This window comes from Flavobacterium sp. SM15 (genome assembly GCF_022012335.1).
Lineage (GTDB): Bacteria > Bacteroidota > Bacteroidia > Flavobacteriales > Flavobacteriaceae > Flavobacterium.
Genome location: NZ_JAKLTO010000007.1, coordinates 148,467 through 168,241, shown reverse-complemented (window position 1 = coordinate 168,241; position 19,775 = coordinate 148,467). Strand labels below are relative to the sequence as shown.

17 protein-coding genes are annotated in these 19,775 nt (G+C 40.0%); 10 read left to right on the top strand and 7 right to left on the bottom strand.

All coding sequences use genetic code 11. The features are described from left to right. Positions 1-499: 499 nt before the first annotated feature. Genes LZZ90_RS12390 through LZZ90_RS12380 form a run of 3 tightly spaced genes read right to left on the bottom strand, consistent with a single transcriptional unit; the run spans position 500 to position 5,326 of the window. Positions 500-1,870, bottom strand: a complete 1,371-nt coding sequence (locus LZZ90_RS12390; protein WP_237791016.1) for a DUF5689 domain-containing protein — start codon at positions 1,868-1,870, stop codon at positions 500-502. Between the two features lie 8 nt (positions 1,871-1,878). Beyond that, positions 1,879-2,496, bottom strand: a complete 618-nt coding sequence (locus tag LZZ90_RS12385) for a DUF5017 domain-containing protein (protein ID WP_237791015.1) — start codon at positions 2,494-2,496, stop codon at positions 1,879-1,881. 10 nt (positions 2,497-2,506) lie between these two features. Next, complete coding sequence (locus LZZ90_RS12380) at positions 2,507-5,326, bottom strand: TonB-dependent receptor (protein ID WP_237791014.1); 2,820 nt, start codon at positions 5,324-5,326, stop codon at positions 2,507-2,509. 398 nt (positions 5,327-5,724) lie between these two features. On the opposite strand from LZZ90_RS12380, the gene LZZ90_RS12375 reads away from it, so the two are divergent. The 3 genes from LZZ90_RS12375 (at position 5,725) to LZZ90_RS12365 (ending at position 9,095) form a co-directional block, all read left to right on the top strand. Continuing rightward, positions 5,725-6,825 carry an endonuclease/exonuclease/phosphatase family protein gene (locus LZZ90_RS12375; RefSeq protein ID WP_237791013.1) on the top strand — a complete coding sequence of 367 codons (1,101 nt, stop codon included), beginning with the start codon at positions 5,725-5,727 and terminating at the stop codon, positions 6,823-6,825. A 67-nt stretch (positions 6,826-6,892) separates the two neighbouring features. Further along, positions 6,893-7,438, top strand: coding sequence for a 3-hydroxyanthranilate 3,4-dioxygenase (locus tag LZZ90_RS12370; protein ID WP_237791012.1), 546 nt, complete (start codon positions 6,893-6,895; stop codon positions 7,436-7,438). Between the two features lie 106 nt (positions 7,439-7,544). Beyond that, positions 7,545-9,095, top strand: coding sequence for an aldehyde dehydrogenase family protein (locus tag LZZ90_RS12365; RefSeq protein ID WP_237791011.1), 1,551 nt, complete (start codon positions 7,545-7,547; stop codon positions 9,093-9,095). A gap of 158 nt (positions 9,096-9,253) precedes the next feature. Here the strand turns inward: LZZ90_RS12365 and LZZ90_RS12360 are convergent, their stop codons facing one another. From LZZ90_RS12360 to LZZ90_RS12345, 4 genes are read right to left on the bottom strand one after another with little or no spacing between them, the layout of a single operon-like run. Further along, a complete protein-coding gene (locus LZZ90_RS12360) occupies positions 9,254-9,826 on the bottom strand; it encodes an alkylphosphonate utilization protein (protein ID WP_237791010.1) in 573 nt (190 codons plus the stop codon). Between the two features lie 12 nt (positions 9,827-9,838). Continuing rightward, positions 9,839-10,387, bottom strand: a complete 549-nt coding sequence (locus LZZ90_RS12355; protein WP_255702401.1) for an autotransporter outer membrane beta-barrel domain-containing protein — start codon at positions 10,385-10,387, stop codon at positions 9,839-9,841. Between the two features lie 26 nt (positions 10,388-10,413). After that, positions 10,414-11,142 (bottom strand): metallophosphoesterase family protein, encoded by a 729-nt coding sequence (locus LZZ90_RS12350; RefSeq protein ID WP_237791009.1) that lies wholly within the window; start codon positions 11,140-11,142, stop codon positions 10,414-10,416. Then, positions 11,135-12,304: an ATP-binding protein gene (locus LZZ90_RS12345; RefSeq protein WP_237791008.1), complete on the bottom strand. Its 1,170-nt coding sequence runs from the start codon at positions 12,302-12,304 to the stop codon at positions 11,135-11,137. Before LZZ90_RS12345 ends, LZZ90_RS12350 begins: the two co-directional genes overlap by 8 nt. Positions 12,305-12,427: 123 nt before the next feature. Here LZZ90_RS12345 and LZZ90_RS12340 point away from each other — a divergent pair, with 123 nt between their 5' ends. The 7 genes from LZZ90_RS12340 to LZZ90_RS12310 all read left to right on the top strand — a co-directional run bounded on the left by LZZ90_RS12340 (position 12,428) and on the right by LZZ90_RS12310 (position 19,759). After that, positions 12,428-13,234 carry a DUF4382 domain-containing protein gene (locus LZZ90_RS12340; RefSeq protein ID WP_237791007.1) on the top strand — a complete coding sequence of 269 codons (807 nt, stop codon included), beginning with the start codon at positions 12,428-12,430 and terminating at the stop codon, positions 13,232-13,234. A gap of 152 nt (positions 13,235-13,386) precedes the next feature. Beyond that, positions 13,387-14,391 carry a MoxR family ATPase gene (locus tag LZZ90_RS12335; RefSeq protein ID WP_237791006.1) on the top strand — a complete coding sequence of 335 codons (1,005 nt, stop codon included), beginning with the start codon at positions 13,387-13,389 and terminating at the stop codon, positions 14,389-14,391. Positions 14,392-14,458: 67 nt separating this feature from the next. Further along, the gene (locus LZZ90_RS12330) at positions 14,459-15,322 is read left to right on the top strand and encodes a DUF58 domain-containing protein (RefSeq protein ID WP_237791005.1); all 864 of its coding nucleotides are present in this window, start codon (positions 14,459-14,461) and stop codon (positions 15,320-15,322) included. A 33-nt stretch (positions 15,323-15,355) separates the two neighbouring features. Then, positions 15,356-16,960 carry a DUF4381 domain-containing protein gene (locus LZZ90_RS12325; RefSeq protein WP_237791004.1) on the top strand — a complete coding sequence of 535 codons (1,605 nt, stop codon included), beginning with the start codon at positions 15,356-15,358 and terminating at the stop codon, positions 16,958-16,960. After that, complete coding sequence (locus LZZ90_RS12320; protein WP_237791003.1) at positions 16,960-17,961, top strand: VWA domain-containing protein; 1,002 nt, start codon at positions 16,960-16,962, stop codon at positions 17,959-17,961. The genes LZZ90_RS12325 and LZZ90_RS12320 overlap by 1 nt, the downstream gene beginning before the upstream one ends. A 2-nt stretch (positions 17,962-17,963) precedes the next feature. Further along, complete coding sequence (locus LZZ90_RS12315; RefSeq protein WP_237791002.1) at positions 17,964-19,004, top strand: VWA domain-containing protein; 1,041 nt, start codon at positions 17,964-17,966, stop codon at positions 19,002-19,004. Beyond that, positions 19,004-19,759: a tetratricopeptide repeat protein gene (locus tag LZZ90_RS12310; RefSeq protein WP_237791001.1), complete on the top strand. Its 756-nt coding sequence runs from the start codon at positions 19,004-19,006 to the stop codon at positions 19,757-19,759. The genes LZZ90_RS12315 and LZZ90_RS12310 overlap by 1 nt, the downstream gene beginning before the upstream one ends. Positions 19,760-19,775: the final 16 nt, after the last annotated feature.

Below are 19,775 nucleotides of genomic sequence, written 5' to 3'. Positions count from 1 at the left end.
AATTATAGTAAGTTAAATTACCCTAAAAGACTCTCTGTGAAAGCAGGGAGTTTTTTTATGCTTGATTTTATACGTTTTAAGCTTTATTTTTAAGAAAACAAGCAAAGTACATTGAAATAATTTTTTTTTACCGCTATCCTTAAAATAAAGCTAATTTGTGATGTGTTGGTTAAGTGTTTGAAAAGACATTCGATGATTAATTTATAAAAACTGCCTCAAAAACTACAACAGAGACTATTTTAATTAAGAGACTTTTTCTCCAATCCAAAATTTATTAAAAGCCAGAAGAGTGTCGTTTGAGTTTTATTAAGTAGGTGTTTTCTGAGGTAGTAAAGTGTTCCATTTGATTTTGATCAACCCTTTTTAGATTTAAAGATTTGATTCTTTTTGGTTTAATGAAAGAGAGCAATGCTTTTGTTCTACATCATGTTAGGGGAGGAAGGTAAATAAATAAAAAAAGCGCCTATTAAGGCGCTTTTTTTATAATATATGATTATTGTTATTGTGCTCCAACAACTCTAAGATCATCAATTTGGTAAGTAGAAGTTATTCCGGTTGAAGAACCTACATATCGGAAAGCAATATATACGGTTCCGTTGTAGGAAGATAAATCTACTTGTCCAGAGTTTGTATAATCATTCGGAAATGAGGTGGTTTGTGGCGCCATAATTGGATTTAGTTGCGTCCATGTTGCTGAGTTAATCGCAGCAGCAGTATTAGCACCATTGTAATTTGTAGAAGCCCAAACAGTCACGGCTACACCATTTGCAAAACCTATCTTAGATCCGAAGGTTAAATACTCGTTGATAGTATTGTTAAGGTTGATTCCAGGGGTAATTAACCAAGTATCCATGTTTGTTTCTCCCGTACCAAATGAAGACAGTTGAGCATACTTGTTATTGTTGAAAGTTCTTCCTTCCCAACGCTCAGCACCTCCGTTTAAAGACACATTGGACCAACCAGATAAATTAATAAATTGATTATTCCCGGTAGAGGTTAAAGATTCGAAATTCTGTTCAAACAATACGTTAACACGAGGATTGGTCATTTTTACATCATTCTCAGTTCTGATCATGAATTGGTAGGTAGATCCGAACTTAGTCAATACACCACGAATTTTTCCGTTACCGCTTGGAACAGCTTTGTTGGCAAACGTAGCAAATTCACTTACACGAACAACAATTTTAGCACCATTTGCATCAACGATTTCGTGATTTGTAGCACCACCAATACTGTTAAGAGAAGCATCATAAAATTTCTTTCCTAAAGAAGGATCGGTAAACTGAACATTATCAATCTCGATTAATTTATTGATGTTGGCGTCGGTTTTAATCTGAGTGATAGTCAAACCTCTGTTTACAAGCGATTCTTCACTAACAACATCACAAGAACGGGTTAATACACTTTTGTATTCCACCGGGGCAATTCTTCCCACTTCATCATCAGTTAGATCGGCAGGAGTATCATTGTTGTATAATGAACCAATAAGTGTTGAACCAAAATCTTTAGCAATGTAACGGTTTTTCATGTTTACATATACTTTTCTTCCCGGTTCGAATTGTGTGTATAAGTTGTAATCATCAATCGGAATACTGAAACCAGTATTTCCATCCACAGAAACAAATGAAATTGATTTGTAGAAATTTCCACCCAAATCACTTGAAGTTACATAAGCCTCGATGATGTCTGCATCGTTGTATTTAACAGGAGTTGGTGAAGTTGCTAAGGCAGCAATATCAGAAACCTCCTTAGTTTTGGTAAGCGTAGTACACTGATTTGATAAATCGGGTGTACCGTAGTCATCTCCGTTCACACAAGCTGTGAAAAGTGTTGCCGCAGAAGCTAGTATAATTAAATTTATTTTTTTCATAGCTCTTTTTATTTTTCGTTGTAAATAAAGACATTGTCTACCTGAAATGCTCCGTCCAACGTTGTGTTTGTACCTGAGCCAGTAAATTTAAAAGCGATATGCACATTTCCTGTATATGAGGAAAGATCAATTACTGATGTAGCAAATTCATACCAAGAAGCGCTTTTGGTTGGAATATTTGCATTAAGCGCTGTCCAAGTTGCAGCAGTTACATTAGTTCCATCATAATCCGTTGAGATTAAAACCTGTAGGGAATTGTCTGGAGAATCTACATCCAAGTGGTGTTGAGCCACTCTAAAGGTTAAACGCTCGTTAGCAAAAGTATCCATATTTACAACTGGAGAAATCAACCATGCTTTATTGATGGCAGATCCTGAGTTATATGCACTGAATTCAGCATAGCCATTACCATCGAACACTTCCTCTTTCCATTTTTTTGTACCTGCTTCTGCAAAGTTGGTCCAGCCCAAGATGTCTAAATCAGTATTGTCAACAGCAGTTTGGAAGTCTTCTTTAAAAAATGGATTGATTACCGTTGGAATATCAAAATCATCCTCTTTGGTACAGCTAACTGAAAGTGCCGATACCGAAAGCAAGAAAACGGATTTTAAAAATATCTTTTTCATAGTAGTTGAATTAGAAGTTAATGTAAACGTTTACGAAGAACGTTCTTCCGTATCCGTAGAAATATTTAGAGCCAAATGATGGGGTTCCGTTTGCATAATCCGCAGTATAATTAGGATACGTTGCTTTTCTTGACTGTTCGAAACCACCTGTTTTGTATTTTACATCTAAAACGTTGTTCATAGAGGCAAAGAAACCAATGATGTTTCTGTTTTTGCTGCTGATTCTCCATGATTTACCCCCTGTAAGGTTAAGTAACGTGAACGGGTCGAATTTCTCTTGTCTTAATACCCTTCTTACGTTAGTTTCAGAAGCTCCTTCAAAAGAAATTCCTGTGGTACCGTCGATGGTAAAGTTGTCCGTTCTTAAAATATTAGAAACATCCAAATAGTTGTCTGCTAAATAGTTTACGTTAGCTCCAATCCACCAGAAGTTAGGGTCTCTATACTCCAATCCAAAAGTGTAAGCTTGTTGTGGCATACCGGATTGTCTGTATCCTTTCAAATACGTTTTACCAAAATCCGTCAAAGGATTTGTGTTGGTTGCTGTAGCCTGAGCATCGTCGTTAACTCTTAAATGAGGATTGTTGCTGTAGATGTACTGCCCGTAAGAAGCCGCTGCAGTTGCTTTAATGGTTGAAGTCACATTGTACTCAATACCTAATTCTGCACCGATGTTTCTCTTGTCCATTCCCGTAACCAATTCACTAATGAATGAGTCTTCGTTTCCGGAACCAACTGCATCTGCGTCGAATAAATCTTCAGCGTAGAAGAACGATAAGTCTGCTGCATTTTGGATTTTAGACATAAAACCGGTTAAACGTGCTTTAATTTTTGGAGTTCTCAAGATATAACTTGCATCGGCACTAAAAATTCTTTCGCTGTCAATGTCTTCAGTAGTGTTGTTGTTGATGCGCGCATTAGAGAATACGTTTCTCATCGTTGGCGCTTTAGTCATGTACATTCCGTTGAAGTTCAACAAGTGGTTTCCAGTGATCTTATATGTTAAACCTCCTTTAAACCCAAAGTTCTCGTAAGTTAACCTGTCGCTTTTTCCAAAAGAGTTGTTCAAGTAGATACCGTTTCTGTATAAACCTTCTCTTTGGTATTCTGAACGTGAAAAGGATTGTGCTAAATAGAAATCCGCTTTTTTGTAGTTGAATTTGAATTGTGTGAATCCATCAATTACCGTAGCAAATAAATTGTAGTTGTACCCGTAAGTATCTCCTTCTTTAATCATACGGTTCGGGTTGTTCAAATCCGACTGAGAAGCATTTCCGGTATAGAACGGATCGATGTCTACAAAGTAGTTACCGCCTAATAAATCCAACATGTTTTGGAAGTTGTGCGATTTTAGTTTTTTGAAGTTAACCGCCGCATTCAAGCTGATGTTATCCGATAATTCAGAAGTTAAAATACTGTTTGCCGTGATTTGAGTATCGTCTGTTCGGTCTTCGTATAACGCGTAAACGCTTTTTCCGGTTCTGCGGTTCTGGTCGTACATTGAGCTCCAGTTGATTTGACCGTCAGCTTGGAAATTAGCACGGGCTAAGTCTGCCATTGGGTTGGCAAAAATCGGGTTACCACTTCCGTCAACTCCTGTCTGAACATAGTAACTAGGAGAATTGTAGTAGTAACTAGGTAAGTTTTTATAGTACGTAGGATCCGGATTGTTAGCCATTTGGTAGTCTAATCTTGAGTTACCAATTGATCCTGTTTGGAATGCTACGTTGGTGTTTAATGAGTTTTTCGTATTGATTTTCCAGTAATGACTTAACATCATCATTGGTTCCTGAATGTCTTTGTCACGAGAATTTCTTTTCTTCCCGTCTTGCCATCCCCAATAAGAGTTGTATTTGAATCCTTTTAAATCGTTTACCTCTTTAGTGTTCGGAGAGGTTTTTCCTCTGCTGTTCTGAGCGTAGAACGAAGTAAAGTTTAAGCTGTGTTTATCGTTGATTTTTTTCTCAACACTTGCAAATAAAGAGTTTGCCGAGTAGTCGGTTCCTTCAAAAAAGCCTTCTTCTGCCCATCTTCTTGATCCTGAAACAACAAACGCCCAACCTTTTTTGTTCATACCGGAAGCATGGGTTCCCATAGCTCTCCAGCTGTAATTGGTGTTGGTTCCTGAGAATGAAACTCTGGATCCCGGTCTATAAAAAGAAGCACGGGTATTGATTTCCTGAGTACCTAAAGCACCCCCGAAAGTATAATCTGATGGAGCAGAACCCATTGTAAATTCTTGGTTACGGGTTGCATCGTTAAGTCCACCCCAGTTACTCCATTGTGGTCTTCCATCGTAAATCTTGTTCATTGCGATACCGTTAATCATGGTGGTCCCGTATGCGTTGTCTAAACCGCGAATACGGAAACGTGCCTGACCCCAGTTGAAAGCCGCTGCTTGTTGGTACGCATCTCTTGAAGCCTGCAATAGGCCGGAGGTGCTTTCTGAACCACTGTTATCATCACCCAAATCGTTTTCAGTAATGGTAACCAAGCTCATTTGTTGTTCGGAAGTGATGTCTTCTTCTAAAACAACCACACCCAAATCCAGGGTTTCCCCTTTTTTGATTTCAATTGCAAAAGTTTGTGCGGAATAACCCGTGCTGCTAATTTGAACAGACTGGTTTCCTTCTGGTGCTGCCGTGAAAACGAATTCTCCCAAAGCATTAGTCAGGGTTGACTGGTTTGTGCTTTGGATGGTGGCCACCACATTTCGTAATGGTTTTTGTGATTTTGAATCCACAACCTTTCCTTTCAAAGCCGGGTTTTGTTGTGCCCAAGCAAAAACGACTTGCATTACAAGTAAGGTACAAATTACAAGTTTTTTCATATAAAAGATTAAAGTTAAATCCCTGTTTATTAATCAATAAGATAACAAAGGGGCGCAAATTTACATGAATTACCACAACAAACAATACTATGCCTTAGAAATTTTTGTGAAACTTAATCCTAAGTTAATATAAAAATCGAACAATTGCCAAAAATATAACTAAAATAAAAAGTTTAAATCTTTGTTTTTCAAAGTATTAGTTGTATTTTATAGGAAAATGTCCTTTTATGAGACAGGTTAAGAATTAATTAATCAAAATAAGAGCGGTTTTTACCAATATTATTTTACATTTGTTGCCCCAAAAATGAGAAAATTGTCCCTTTATCTTGTTTTTGGTTTGGTATTTGTGTTGTTTTATTCAACAAGATATTATGTTTAAAAACACCTAATTGATAAATATGAAAAAGAAGGTAATCCTTTTAGTTGCATTGTTTTTCGCGTTAGCGCCTTTGTCGGCTCAGCAGAAAAAATTCATGGTGCACACCGTTGGTTTTTACAATTTTGAGAACTTGTTCGACACCATTAATGGTCCTAATTTAGACGAAGAATGGCTTCCGGATGGGGCTCAAAACTGGACAGGAAAAAAATACAAGAAAAAACTAGACAATTTAAGTCGTGTTCTTTCAGAATTGGGTACCAGCGAAGCCCAAAAAGAATCTCCGGTTTTAATTGGAGGATGTGAAATCGAAAACCGTGGGGTTTTGGAAGATTTGGTAAAGCATCCAGGAATGGCCGAGAAAGGTTACGGAATCATACATTTTGATTCACCGGATAAAAGAGGAATTGATGTGGCGCTTTTATACAAAAAGAAGCATTTTCAGCCTTTAAGTTACAAAAACATTCCACTGTTGATTTATGAAAAAGAAACAGGTAAAAAGGATAAAAAAGGAGAAGACGAAGACAAGGAAGAAAACGTAAACCTTGATAAAACTACTAAGCGTATCTATACTCGTGATCAATTGCTGGTTACCGGATTGCTGGATGGTGAGGAAGTTAATGTGATTGTAAACCACTGGCCATCGCGTTCAGGAGGGGAGAAAAAAAGTAGTCCAAATCGTGAGGCTGCTGGAAGATTAAACCGTAAAATAATTGATTCATTATACGCGATTAATCCGAATGCAAAAATTATTTCCATGGGAGATTTGAACGACGGAAGTTTTAACAACAGTGTTAAAGTGGAAGTAGGTGCCAAAGGAAGAAAGGAAGACGTAAAGCCTTTAGGAATCTACAATCCAATGCAAAAAATGGCTGAAGAAGGAATCGGAACTTTAGCCTACCGTGATGCTTGGGATTTGTTCGACATTATCATGGTGTCCGAGCCTTTGATCCGTAACGATTATTCTTCTTGGAGGTATTGGAAAGCTGGAGTGTACAACAAACCATTCTTGGTTCAGAAAACTGGGCAGTACAAAGGATATCCGCTTCGTAACTCGAACGGAGAAGTTGGTTTCAGCGACCACTTTCCGGTGTACATCTATCTGATCAAAGAAGTAAAATAATATTTAAGGTCGGCGCTAAGCCGGCCTTTTTTTATTTTGTAAATTAGCGGAGCAAAACATTAAGATCATGAGTATTTTAAAACCGTTTAACCTTATCCAATGGATTGAAGAGAACCGCCATCTTTTAAAACCACCGGTAGGGAATAAAAATCTTTATATGGAATCCGACGACTATATCGTAATGATTGTGGCCGGTCCAAACGCAAGAAAAGATTACCATTACAACGAAACCGAAGAACTATTTTACCAGTTGGAGGGAACCATCAAGGTCGTAATTCAGGAAGCAGGTGAGCGAAAAGAAATGGAACTCAAAGCGGGGGATATGTACCTGCACCCTGCCCGCGTGCCGCATTCTCCGGTACGCAGCGAAGGGTCTATAGGTTTGGTAATCGAACGCAAAAGAGCCGGAAAAGGCTATACCGACGGTTTGCTTTGGCACTGCGAACAGTGCAACCATAAATTATATGAAGTGTATTTTGAATTGCACGATATCGAAAACGATTTTCTGCCTCATTTTCAGCACTTTTACAATTCGGAAGAATTGCGAACTTGTACCGAATGTGGTACCGTGATGCAAACCGATCCGAGATTTACCGCTAAATACGAAAGTTAACCTTTTGATTTTCTTTAGGTTAGTTTTAACGTGGTAGTGTGTTATCGATTTAACAAAAAAGACTAACTTTGCAAAAATTTATAAAAAAACGAATTAAACTTTAATAATGGCAACAACTGCAGTAGACCAATTTGGTATTCAGGAAGCCTTGCAGCAACTTGGCTTAAAAGAAATAAATGAAGGAGCATCAACCGGTAAAAACTGGTTCTCTAACGGAAAAATCATCGAATCGTATTCTCCGGCAACCGGTGAATTGATTGGAAGAGTAAAATCTGCGACAAAAGAAGATTACGAAAAAGCGATGAGCGCGGCAGAAGAAGCGTTCAAAACTTGGCGTTTGGTTCCGGCTCCAAAACGTGGTGAAATTGTTCGCCAAATGGGAGAGGAACTTAGAAAAAATAAAGAAGCACTTGGAAAATTGGTTTCTTACGAAATGGGAAAATCCTACCAGGAAGGTTTAGGAGAGGTTCAGGAAATGATCGACATCTGTGATTTCGCAGTAGGTCTTTCCCGTCAATTACACGGACTTACCATGCACTCAGAGCGTCCAATGCACAGAATGTACGAGCAATGGCATCCGTTCGGGATCGTAGGAATCATTTCTGCGTTTAACTTCCCGGTAGCGGTATGGTCTTGGAATTCGATGATCGCTTGGATCTGTGGAGACGTTTGCATCTGGAAACCAAGTTCAAAAACACCTTTGTGTGCGGTAGCTTGTCAGAACATCATCCAAAGCGTATTAGAAAGAAATAATTTACCGGAAGGATTAAGCTGTTTAGTGGTTGGAAACGAATCGGGAGATTTAATCAACAACGATAAGCGTATTCCTTTAGTATCGTTCACAGGTTCTACAAGAATCGGACGTCACGTATCTCAAGTGGTAGCTTCTCGTTTCGGAAACACTATTTTGGAATTAGGAGGAAACAACGCGATCATCGTTTCTGAAAACTCAGACTTATCAATGGTATTGGTAGGAGCAGTGTTCGGAGCGGTAGGAACTGCAGGACAACGTTGTACTTCAACGCGTCGTTTAATCGTTCACGATAGTGTTTACGACAAAACCTTAGAAGTATTGAAAGGTGCGTACGGTCAGTTGAAAATTGGAAATCCTTTAGATGAAACCAACCACGTAGGTCCACTTATCGATAAAGGTGCGGTTCAGGATTATCTAAACGCAATTGAGAAAGCAAAAGCGGAAGGCGGACGTGTAATCGTAGAAGGTGGTGTATTAGAAGGAGAAGGATACGAAAGCGGATGTTACGTGAAACCATGCATCATCGAAGCGAAAAACGAATTTGAAATCGTACAGCATGAAACGTTTGCACCAGTATTATATGTAATGAAATACAGTACTATTGAGGAAGCAATTGCTATCCAAAACGGTGTGCCGCAAGGATTATCCTCATCAATCTTTACCAACAACATGAGAGAAATGGAGTTGTTCCTTTCTGCTGCCGGTTCAGATTGTGGTATCGCCAACGTAAACATCGGAACTTCCGGAGCGGAAATCGGTGGAGCTTTCGGAGGTGAGAAAGAAACCGGTGGTGGCCGTGAGTCGGGTTCAGATGCTTGGAAAGCGTACATGAGAAGACAAACCAACACGATCAACTACGGAACAGCACTTCCGTTGGCACAAGGAATCAAATTTGATTTTTAATCATAAATAACCATATAAGTCATATAAGTTTTATAGACTTAGTTTTAAAAAGGGTTCACTAGCTGAACCCTTTTTTATTTGTTTTATAGTTGGATATATTAAAAAAGCGATCTGAAATTTCAGATCGCTTTACTTTTATGACTTATATGGTAAATTAATTACTTCGTCTTCTTCACATATTGGGTAAGGATGACAATATGCTGTCCTTCAACTCTTCCCTCAATCTGTTCGGCGTTGTCCCAAACCAATTTGATGTTGTGAACAGCTGCTCCGCGTTTTGCGGTAAAATTAGCGCCTTTTACATCCAAATCTTTAATTAATACTACAGAATCACCATCCTGTAAAATATTCCCATTGGAATCTTTGTGAATGATTTTGCCTTCGTCTTCCTCGCCTTCACCGGTGGCTTTTGCCCATTCCAAAGCTTCTTCGTCTAAATACATCATCTCCAGTAAATCGTGTTGTTTCAAACGGCTCAGCATGCGCCAGGAAACGATCTGTACCGGTAAATGTTCGTTCCACATGCTGTCGCTCAAACAACGCCAATGGTTGGTATCCATCGTATCCGGATTTTCAATTTGGTTTACACAGGTTTTACAAGCCAAAATGCTGGTCTCCAAAGTGTCTTTAGGATCCGGAGGAATGTTGTACACTTGTAAATCATGCGGGTTGCTACACAATTCGCATTTGGAATCGCTGCGGTCTTTTAATTTTTTCTCTATTACGCTCATCTTTTCAAGGTATTAAAAACGATATCCTAAACTAACTCCGGCATTCAGTTCTACGGCGAAGAAACGATCGTTCACCTGCTCGCTGAAGTTTCTGCTGATGTTCGCATACGGCGCAAAGGCAAAATGATCGCTCCAAACCCATTTGTAACCCATCCCTACGCCTAAAATAAAGCTGTCCAGGTCGGTTTTTTTGATGTATTCGATTTGTGTTACCGGCTCGGTCTCTTTTTCCTCAAAATCACCGAAACGGTACTTTAACATTGGAGAAATGTAGTAGCCGGAACTGTTCGAACTGAAATAGAAATTTGCGTTCAATCCGATGCTGCTAGTGTTGAATTTGTACCCTTCACTTTTGATCTCCGGGAAATAGGAATATCGGTCGTTGATGAAAACCTCACCGCCTACGGAAAATCCGTCTTCGATAAAGTGCTCGTAGCCAACCTCTACCGATTGGATCACGATGGTGTTCAGGAAGTTTACTTTTACTTCGTTTTTACTTTGTGCGTGGGCAGAAAACATTCCGCTTACTAAAAGGCCCAATAGGGCAATTTTTTTTATCATGGCTTCAAATTTTTTGCAAATATACGTTAGTTTCGACCGTTTTCGTCGGGATAAAGTTCGTGAAGCGGTTTGCTTTGCCAATATTCTTTAGTGTCCACATCCATAATGGTGAGCCTGCCTTTGAAAGCGGCACCGGTGTCTACATTCCAAACATTAGCCCGATTCACGGGAACAGAATACCCGATGCGGGTTACCGGGGTGTGTCCTATGAAAATTTCTTCATACAACGAAAGACGTTTCGGGTAAAATAAATCTTTTTTGGAAAGCGTTTTATCCATAGCCAGTGCGGCTTCCCACAACGTACGGTCCCAGCAGAACATGCCTCTAAAGTATTCGTATTCCACTCCTTTTTGGTTGGTAAACCCGGCGTGAATGAACAGGCGGTTGTTCCCGTCTAAATGATAATCGTTCAAACGGGCCAAAAATTCAATATGGCGTCCTTTGATTTCTTCATGAACGCTTTCATACACATCCACGGTGGATTGTCCGCCGTGACGACGCCATTCTTCATTGTCTTCCCCTTCGGAGAGCCAGCGCAGCACCATCTCTTCATGATTCCCTTTAATAAAAATGCAATCATGGGTTTGGTCCAATTCGATTAAAAAATCAACTACATGGGGTGTGTCGTTCCAGCCGTCTACAAAATCTCCTAAAAAGATCAGTTTGTCGCTCGGGGTCACTTTGGCGCGGTCTAAAACCTGTTCTAAAGCTTTTAGTCCGCCGTGAATATCACCAATTACTAGAGTTCTACTCATTGTTTTTTCCGTATTTCACTTTCCTTAAAATGCGCATTACTTCTTTAAAAGACACATAAACCGTTGGGTTTTCATGTGCTTTGAGCAAAAGTTTTGCGTCGATCAGTTTCTGTTTGGCTTCTTCGAAACCGTTGAGAAAACAAATCATAAGGGTGGAAGGTAAATTCTCCAGATCTTTGTTTTCCCGTTCAGACAAAGGTAAACTTTTTTGCAGTTTTCCAATAAGGGAAAGATTGGAATTGTAGATGTGGTAGAGCATTTTACGGTTGTATTCCGGAGGTTCAAAGAGCAGTTCGCTGTTCATTTTGTAATAACCGTTGTCGTAAAAATGCAAAGTTACTTTTTCCAGTGGGTAGTAACTGGTTTTGTCGTTCAAACCTAACGGAACGTATTCGGTTATGGAAAACGTGCGGTCGTCGTATTCGATGGTCACTTCGTCCAGGGCGGAGTAAAACAGTTTGACCTGTTCGTTGATCAGCTCGATATCGACTCTTGAAAAAAATGTTTTCTCTCGTATTTTCTTTTTATTACCGGCCCAACACACCACAAACAATTCTTTAAAAACATGGTATCGCGGGTTCATGTCTTTGTGGCGGTTGTTCATGAAATCGATAACACCTTCCAGCGTGTGAGCAATACTGTTTCGGGAATTGTTCTCGATGCTGATGACCGTTTCGGTATTCTGATTCTTGGTTTTGATGGAACTCGGAATTTCTTCGTTGTTTTCCACCGGCATGGTATTGCTGCCACGACGGATGAAGATCGTTTTGGCAGGAATCGTGTGAATGGTTTTTTTAAAGAACGAAATTTTATTGTTTGGTTTTATGGTCACCAGCCCGATCACCTTGTCTTTGGGTAAATTAGGGAACGGAACATTCTCGTATTGAATTTTCGGAGGATTTTCCAGAAAAGCATTAATCAGGTTCTGAATACGGCTGTCGTCAAAAAAATCATCGCCTACTATTTCATTGTCCTGATCTTCCACTCCCACCACAATATAGGAATTGTTCATCGGGTTGGAATTGGACAGCGCGCAGATGTGTTTTAGGAATTTTGCCTTCCCTTCCCGGGTGTGGAGATTCAACTGGCGCTTCTTGTCATAGAAACTGTTCTCATCGTTGTGAGCCAGCAAATTTTTGATAAGAAGACGTTTGTTAATCATTTCAAAATAAAATACTTACAAAAAAGCATAAAGTTTTTATAAAAGTGGGTTAATTTATGTTAAGCTAAGCAAGATGCCGGTAATTTAATCGTTATGAAATTACTAATTTAAAAACAGTTTCCCATGAAAAATTTCAAAAAGTATTTGTTTGGTTTATTAGTAATTGCCCCTCTTTTTGCCGTATTGATGAGTTGCAACGACAGCGAAGACCAAACGCAAGGCACTTCAAAGGTGGCGGTTCGAATGACCGATGCTCCCGGGGATTATGATGAAGTAAATGTGGAAGTCCTGGATGTGATGATTAAAGGCAGTTCCGATGCAGGAGATAACGGCTGGGTGAGTCTGGGAAATATTCAGGCCGGAGTGTACAACCTTTTGGACTTAACCGGCGGGATTAACGTATTGTTGGGTGAAAATACCATTCCATCGGGACAACTTAGCCAAATCCGTTTGGTTCTGGGTGACGAGAATACCGTGGTGAAAGATGGAGTGACTTATCCGCTAAATACACCCAGTGCTCAGCAATCCGGATTAAAAATTCAGGTAAATCAAATGCTTCAACCGGGAGGAACTTATAATTTTCTTTTGGATTTTGACGTAGCACATTCCGTAGTGGTAGAGGCCGGAGGATCGGGTAATTACAACCTGCATCCGGTAATTCGGGTAACAACCGAAGCGACTTCCGGAGCCATTAAAGGAACTATAAGTCCTATTGATGTGCAAACACTCGTTGCCGTTCAGGTTAACGGCACTGCCGTATCTGCATATACCAATGAAGCGGGAGTTTTTCAATTGAACGGAATTCCTTCGGGAACTTATACGGTAACTGTAACTCCAGATCCTGCTTCAGGATTGGCGATTTTAACAATTGACAATGTGGTAGTTGTCAATGGTGAAGTGACTAATTTGGGCAATCTGGTGCTGCAATAAGTTAAAGAGAAATAAAAATTATATTAAAAGACAGCTAAAACCATGGCTGTCTTTTGATTTTTAACCAATTATTAACAAGATAACACTAAATTAATTTTCAATTTGCAGTGTTAAAATATCTTTTTAATTTCACGGCAGAAAAAAATTAACAAATGGAAGAGACAACAACTACTCTGGACATTAGAGCAATTAATGAAAAAATAGAGCGGGAAAGTGCATTTATCGACCTGCTTACCATGGAGATGAACAAGGTGATTGTGGGCCAGAAAACGATGATTGAGCGTTTGCTGATTGGGCTTTTGGCACAGGGGCACATTCTTTTGGAAGGGGTTCCCGGTTTGGCGAAAACTTTAGCGATCAATACCCTATCTCAGGCAGTTCACGGTTCTTTCAGCAGAATTCAGTTCACTCCGGATTTGCTTCCTGCCGATGTAGTAGGAACCATGATTTACAATATGAAGGTAAACGATTTCTCCATCAAGAGAGGGCCTATTTTTGCCAATTTCGTTTTGGCCGATGAGATTAACCGTGCTCCTGCAAAAGTGCAATCAGCTTTATTGGAGGCGATGCAGGAAAAACAGGTGACCATCGGAGACGAAACCTTCAAACTGGACAAGCCGTTTTTGGTAATGGCAACTCAAAATCCTGTGGAGCAGGAAGGAACGTATCCGTTACCGGAAGCGCAGGTAGATCGTTTCATGTTAAAAGTGGTAATCGATTACCCTAAAATGGAAGACGAGCGCCTAGTAATCCGTCAAAATTTGAACGGAGGTTATGAAAAAGTGAACCAAGTGGTTTCTTTAGACCAAATCATCCGTGCTCAAGAAGCGGTTCGTGAGGTTTACATGGATGAAAAAATCGAAAAATATATCTTAGATATTATTTTCGCTACGCGTTATCCTGAAAAATACAAATTAGCCGATTTAAAACCACTGATTAGTTTCGGAGCGTCGCCACGTGGAAGTATCAACTTGGCCACTGCGGCAAAATGTTATGCGTTTATTAAACGTCGTGGGTATGTTATTCCGGAAGACGTTCGTGCCGTGGTACACGATGTATTGCGCCACCGTATCGGAATTACTTATGAAGCAGAAGCCGAGAACATCACTTCGGTAGACATCATCAACAAAATAGTTAACGAGATAGAAGTGCCTTAATCAGTAAACAGTTTACAGTCATAGTAGGCAGTTGTATATAACAACGAAGTACGAATTACTGAAGAAGATGGATACCAAAGAATTACTCAAAAAAGTACGCAAAATAGAGATCAAAACCCGAAGATTGAGCGATCATATCTTTTCGGGGGAATACCATACGTCGTTTAAAGGACGTGGGATGACCTTTTCGGAAGTGCGTCAGTATCAGTTTGGCGACGATGTGCGTGCGATCGACTGGAATGTGACCGCGCGTTACAACGAGCCGTATGTAAAGGTTTTTGAGGAAGAGCGCGAACTGACCATGATGCTGATGGTGGATTGCAGTGGTTCGGAAAGTTTTGGTACGCAAAATCAGCTCAAGAGCGAAATTATTACCGAAATAGCGGCTACCATGGCGTTTTCGGCTACCCAGAACAACGACAAAATCGGATTGATTCTTTTTTCGGATCAAATCGAACTGTTCATTCCACCCAAAAAAGGAAAGTCGCACGTACTTCGCATTATCCGTGAGTTAATCGAATTTCAGCCGAAAAGCAAAAAAACCGATTTATCGCAGGCACTCAAGTTTCTTTCGGGTGTGCAAAAGAAAAAGGCGATCGTTTTCGTGATTTCCGATTTTATGGCTTCCGATTATGAACATACCTTAAAAATTGCCGGAAAAAAACACGATGTAACCGGTGTGCGTGTCTACGATAAACGCGAAGAAAGCATCCCGAATCTTGGAATGGTTACCATGGAAGATGCTGAAACCGGTGAAATTACGGTAGTCAATACCAATTCGAAAGCAGTGCGTGAGGAGTATGAAAAGAACTATCAAAACCACGTGAACTACTTTAAGGAAACCTTTTCCCGTTGCGGTAGTGGCACGGTGAGTACCCGTGTGGATGAGAGTTATGTGAAAAAGTTGTTGGGCTATTTCAAATCCCGATAACGCAAACAGAATTAGTATAATTCGAACAAGAAAATGACAATTAAAAAACAGTATATCTTTCTTTTTTTAATGCTTACCGCTTTGGGTTTTGCACAACAACCGGTGCAAACCATCGTGGATTCTACCAAAATCAAGATTGGTTCGCAATTCAACCTTACCCTAAAAGTTAAAGGGACCAAAGAAACCCGAGTAGCATTTCCCGATGTTAAAAACATTGGGCGTTTGGAAGTTTTAGAATCCTATCCCATCGATACCATCAAGAAAGATGCAACGTTTGAGTTCATCAAAAAATATGGTTTGACTCAGTTTGATTCGGGTCGTTATGTGATTCCGAGGATACCGGTTTTAATCGGCAATCGTCAGTTTTTATCGGACTCTGCGGTGGTTGAGGTAAACAATGTGGTGGTGGATACTTTAAAACAAAAAATGTACGACATCAAACCGATTATGGAGCCCAAAGATTCTTCCTCGAAGTTCTGGTGGTACCTTTTAGGTTTGGTTTTGGCAACCGGTTTAGGGTTTTTAGGTTATTGGTTGTACAAGAAATACAAAAACCGAGAGGTTGAAGAAGAAATCGTTTACGCTTCACCGATTGAAAAAGCAACGAGTTTGTTGCAAAACTTAGAGAAGAAATCACTTTTGGAACGTGGGGAAGTCAAATCCTATTATTCCGAAATGACCGATATTACCCGTACTTATATTGAGGAAACGGTACAAATTCCTGCCATGGAAAGCACCACCGACGAGCTTTTGGAAGCGATGAAGAAAGCTTCCTTGAAAAAGAAAATGGGTATTCGTCAGGAAACGATGGAAGTTTTCGAAAAGATCCTTAAAAATGCCGATTTGGTAAAATTCGCCAAATCCAAACCGCTGGATTTTGAAATCGCCGAAGACCGTAAAAATATTGAAAGCATCATCTTAACTATTGATAAAGCACTTCCAAAAGAAGTAGAAGAAGAGTTAATTCCTGATGCGGTAAAACAACAGGAAGAAGCCAAGCGAAGAAAAAAACAGCGTCAAAAAATGACCGTTTTAACTGTTGTTGGAGTTGCGATTGTTTCTTTTGCTTATTTGGTTTATTCAGGCACCATCAACCTTTTTGGGGAATCGACCAAGCATTTGTATGAGACCGATTGGGTAACCAGCGAATACGGAAATCCGGGAGTAGTCATCTCCACACCGCGTGTTTTAAAGCGTCAAGATGCGGAAAAGGAACTTCCTAAAAACAGTATGGCGCTTCTAAAAGAACTGCAGCTTTTTGAGTTCGGGGGCTATTTTGATGATTATTACGTGATGGTTTCCACTTCAAAATTCAAAAAAGAAACGCAAATCGATTTAGATAAGTCTCTTGAGGCAGGTTTACAACTGATGGAACAAAAAGGCGCCCAGGATATTATCGTTAAAACCGAAGATTTTAATACCGGGGAAGGCATCTCGGGAAGAAAAGCCTACGGAACCATGAATATGCTTGATGGCATCAGCAAACAATCCACCAAAGTGTATTATGAATTTGTAATGATGAGTCAGGAAGGCGGTTTACAGCAGGTACTCACCATGTATAAAGAGGGCGACGAATTCGGTCAGAAAATCACGGCACGAATTTTAGATTCTGTAGAACTTAGAAAAGCAGCACAGTAATGAAGAACATCACTTTTGCAAACCCGGAATTCTTTTGGCTGTTTTTGGTTATTCCGATAGCCATTGGCTGGTATTTCTGGAAAAGAAAAGAACAGAGTGCGACCTTGAAAATGAGTTCGGTAAAAGCATTTCAAACTACCGGGACAGTGTTGCCGAAATTAAAGCCCGTGCTTTTCGTTCTGAGAATGTTGGCGTTAAGTGCGTTGATCGGTGCTTTAACCCGACCACAATCCACCGATGTAACCAATAAATCCAGAACCACAAGAGGTATCGATATTGTAATGGCCATCGACGTTTCCGGAAGTATGCTGGCCAAAGACTTGAAACCGAACCGTATGGAAGCCTTAAAAAGGGTTGCCGCAGAATTTGTGGAGCAACGTCCTAATGATCGAATCGGTTTAGTGGTTTATGCATCGGAATCGTACACAAAAACACCGGTAACCAGTGATAAAGCGGTAGTTTTAGACGCATTGGAAAGCGTGAAATACGACAATGTATTGCAGGATGGTACCGGAATTGGAGTAGGATTGGCTACTGCGGTAAATCGTTTAAAAGACAGCAAGGCCAAAAGTAAAGTAATCATACTTTTGACCGACGGAGTAAACAATGCCGGGTTTATCGATCCGCGTATGGCTTCGGAAATTGCTAAAGAATATGGAATTAAGGTGTACACCATCGGTATCGGAACCAACGGAATGGCTCAGTTTCCTTATGCGATAGCGCCCAACGGAGAATTCCTCTTTAAAATGATGAAGGTGGAAATTGACGAAAAATTAATGAAAGAAATTGCACTTATGACCGGAGGAAAGTACTTTCGCGCCACCAGTAACCAAAGTTTGACTAGTATTTATAACGAAATCAACAAGCTGGAAACCACCGAAGTACTGGAGCAGCGTTTTTATAATTACGATGAAAAATACCGCTCGCTGGCCTTTTTAGCCCTTGGTTTTTTAGTGTTGGAATTGTTGTTACGTAAAACCCTTTTCAGAAGTTTTATTTAATTATGTGGGAATTTGACGAACCAAAATATTTTTATCTGTTAGCGATACTTCCGGTTTTGCTCTTGCTTTTCTTTGTCAATTTGTATTGGCAACAGAAAAAACAAAAGGACTTTGCCGATCAGGAATTGCTCAAACATTTAGCGCCCGAAAAATCAACGTTTAAACCGGTCTTGAAACTGGTCGTGGTTTTATTAGGTTTAGCGGCTTTAATTATTGCACTAGTCAATCCGAAAATCGGAACCAAGATGGAAACGGTAAAACGTCAGGGAGTAGACATCGTTTTTGCGGTAGACATTTCCAAAAGTATGCTTGCGGAAGACATCGCGCCGAACCGATTGGAAAAAACCAAACAAATCGTTTCCCAGATCATCAACCAATTGGGTAGTGACCGCATAGGGATTGTGGGTTATGCCGGAAGTGCTTATCCTGTTTTACCAATCACGACCGATTACAGTGTAGCCAAAATGTATTTGCAAAGCATGAATACCGATATGGTTTCTTCTCAAGGAACAGCATTAGGAGAAGCTTTGAAACTGGCAGCCTCTTATTTTGACGATCCGCAAACCAGCAAACTGATCATCATGCTTTCCGATGGGGAAGACCATGGGGAAGGTTTTGAAGAAGCGTTGGAGGAAATCAAAGACAAGAAAATAAAAGTAATGACCATTGGGGTAGGAACCGAAAAAGGAGGTCCTATTCCTTTACGCCATAATGGAGTAATCGAAAGCTTCAAAAAAGACCAAAATGGGGAAACGGTGATTACCAAACTTTACCCTGAAACCTTAAAAACGCTTGCTAAAAATGCCAACGGAGGTTATGTTTTTGGAGGAAGTACCAAAGAAGTGTTGGAATTCGTGAAAAACGGTTTGGACAATTTGGAAAAAACGGATTTTGAAAGCAAGCAGATTGCCGATTTCGAATCCCAGTTCCAGTGGTTTTTAGGACTTGCGTTTTTCCTGCTGCTGTTGGATGTGTTCTTTTTAGAGCGAAAAACCGCCTGGGTAAAGAAATTGAATTTATTTAATGAAAAGAGCAAAGCATAATGAAACACCTGATTACATACAGTTTCTTACTTTTTTCCCTATGGCTTTCGGCTCAGGAAAAAGATAAAAACCTGCCCAAAGGGAACGATGAGTTTCAGGATAAAAATTATGCTGAAGCCGAGGCAGAATACCGAATTTCTCAGTTTAAGAACCCTAAATCGGCTACGTCTTCCTATAATTTAGGGAATGCTATTTATCGTCAGAAACAGGCGGGCGAGGCTAAATTTTCTTATTCCAGAGCGATTACTGAGGCGACTACCAAAGAGGAGAAGCACAAAGCGTTTCACAATCTTGGAAATACTCTAATGACGGAGAAAAACTATCAAGGCGCGGTAGAAGCATATAAAAACGCACTACGCAACAATCCAACCGACAACCAAACGCGTTACAATTACGCCTTGGCCAAACAAAAGTTGAAGGAGAATCCGCCGAAAAACAATAAAGACGACAAAGACAAAAATAAAGATCAGAACAAAGATCAGAAGCCGAAAGACAACAAAGATCAGAATAAAGATCAGCAGGATAAAAACAAGGATCAGAACAAAGACAAAAAAGACGATCCTAAAAATCCTGAAAACAAAGACGGCAAAGGTGATCAGGATCAAAAACCGCAACAGCCAAAGCCTAGCGGAGCTACCAAACAGCGCATGGAAAATCTTCTTGATGCGTTAAACAACGAAGAGAAAAAGATTCAGGAGCGCGTGAAAGGAAAAGAAGTGAAAGGAAGTCCGAAACGAAACGAAAAAGACTGGTAGAGGTAATGATAAGTAC